Genomic DNA, 2,100 nt, shown 5'->3' with positions numbered 1-2,100 from the left:
GTCCCACCATAAGTTTGCTTACGTAAAAAAGTTTATATTTATGCACATTGTAGGTGGGAGTGAACTCTCCACTTCCAAAAAGCAACTTACAAGGAACACCCATGATCAACCCACTTAGAGGCATGAAAGACCTCACTTTTGAAGAGAGCGCACGTTTTGTGCACATTATCACAACTGCTATAGGTATCTCTAAAAAATACGGATACAGCTACATTGAAACCCCTATACTCGAAGAGACGGGACTTTTTAAACGTTCGGTGGGTGAAAGTTCTGACATTGTAGGTAAAGAAATGTATCAGTTTGAGGACAAAGGGGGCAATGATGTCTGTATGCGTCCAGAGGGAACAGCAGGTATTGTTCGTGCTTTTGTTCAAGCAAAACTCGATAGGCGACAAAATGAGAAGTTCAAATTCTACTACTATGGACCTATGTTTCGTTATGAGCGACCACAAAAAGGCAGGCTAAGAGAGTTTCATCAGTTTGGTTGTGAGAGTTTTGGTGAGGGCTCCGTTTATGAGGATTTTACTATTATACAGATGATTGGTGATATATTCAGAGCGTTGGGTATCGGTTATTATTTACAGATAAACTCGTTGGGTTGCCCAGAGTGTATGCCACTCTATCGTGAAAATCTTGTAAACTTTTTAAATGATTGCAAAGATGAGCTTTGTGAAGATTGTAATAGGCGTATTGTTACCAACCCTATTCGTGTATTGGATTGTAAAAATGAGAAGTGCCAAAATATCTTGACAGAATCTCCAAAACTTATTAAAAGTCTCTGTAGCAGTTGTGATAGTGATTTTGAGAAGTTAATTAAACTGCTTAATAGTGAAAATATAAGTTATGAGATTGATACTAATTTAGTTCGAGGACTTGACTACTACAGTAAAACAGCTTTTGAGTTTGTTAGCAATGAGATAGGTTCCCAATCAGCCATCGCAGGTGGTGGACGATATGATAAGCTAGTAGAGTTCCTTGATGGTAAGCCAACTCCTGCTGTGGGGTTTGCCCTTGGAATTCAACGAATTATGGAGCTTGTTCAGATGCCAGAGATTGAACGAGAAGGTTACTATATTGGAGCGATGGAAGAGAGTGCTATAGATACCCTATTCCATCTAGCTTCTAAAAAGCGAACTACTGACAAAGTTACTTTGGAATACTCTGCTAAAAAGCTAAAAGCTCACCTCAAAGGTGCTGACAGAGTGAACGCTAGATATTGTGCTGTTGTTGGAGAAGATGAATTTAGAGATGGCACGATTTGGATTAAAGATTTGATTAAAAAAGAAGAATTTACTATCTCACAAAAGGAGTTTTAGATGAAACTAGGCGTAAATATAGACCACATAGCAGTACTAAGAGAAGCAAGAAAGATAGCTGACCCAAACCCACTAGATGCACTAAGCATTGTCAAACGAGCAGGTGGTGACCAGATTACCATCCACTTAAGAGAAGATAGACGACATATTCAAGATATAGATGCTATTAATATCATTAAACACTCCCCTCTGCCTGTGAATTTGGAGTGTGCATTGGCATCTGAAATTATAGATATAGTGTGTGAGTTAAGACCTCATCGTGTTACTTTAGTTCCTGAAAAGAGAGAAGAGGTGACAACGGAGGGTGGGCTTAACATTTTGGGTGAACAGTCTATACTCAAAGCAACTATCAAAAGGTTACAAGAGAAGGAGATAGAGGTTTCACTTTTTATTGACCCAACGCTAGAAAATGTAGAAAAATCAAAAGCTCTAAGTGTAGAGTGGATAGAGTTTCATACTGGTAAGTATGCAAATGTATATGCTATGCTATTTGGAAATCTTAGCAATACACATCATACTATTCCTGAACTTGAACTATCTCGTAAAGAGTTAGCTAAAATTTTGGAGGAGGAGCTTACTACTCTTCGTATACTCTCTAGCGATGCGATGAAGTTGAAACTCAAAGTTGCTGCTGGTCATGGTCTCAACTATCAAAATGTTGAAGCTATTGCCAAGATAGAGACGATAGAGGAGCTTAATATTGGGCAGAGTATTATTGCTCGTTCTATCTTCAGTGGACTTGAACAAGCAATTTTAGATATGAAAGGGCTATTTATTCGTTGAT

The 2,100-nt window shown here is 38.4% G+C and carries 2 protein-coding genes; both read left to right on the top strand.

Annotated features, from left to right (window positions below; translation table 11 throughout):
- Positions 1-101: 101 nt before the first annotated feature.
- Positions 102-1,316, top strand: coding sequence for a histidine--tRNA ligase (gene hisS / locus GSY74_RS04545; RefSeq protein WP_164663920.1), 1,215 nt, complete (start codon positions 102-104; stop codon positions 1,314-1,316).
- A complete protein-coding gene (locus GSY74_RS04540) occupies positions 1,317-2,099 on the top strand; it encodes a pyridoxine 5'-phosphate synthase (protein ID WP_164663919.1) in 783 nt (260 codons plus the stop codon).
- Position 2,100: the final 1 nt, after the last annotated feature.

The organism is Sulfurovum sp. bin170, from assembly GCF_010892395.1.
In the GTDB taxonomy this organism is placed as follows: Bacteria; Campylobacterota; Campylobacteria; order Campylobacterales; family Sulfurovaceae; genus UBA1140.
Note: the sequence above shows the minus strand (reverse complement) of the source record. Positions and strands in the feature narration are given on the sequence as shown.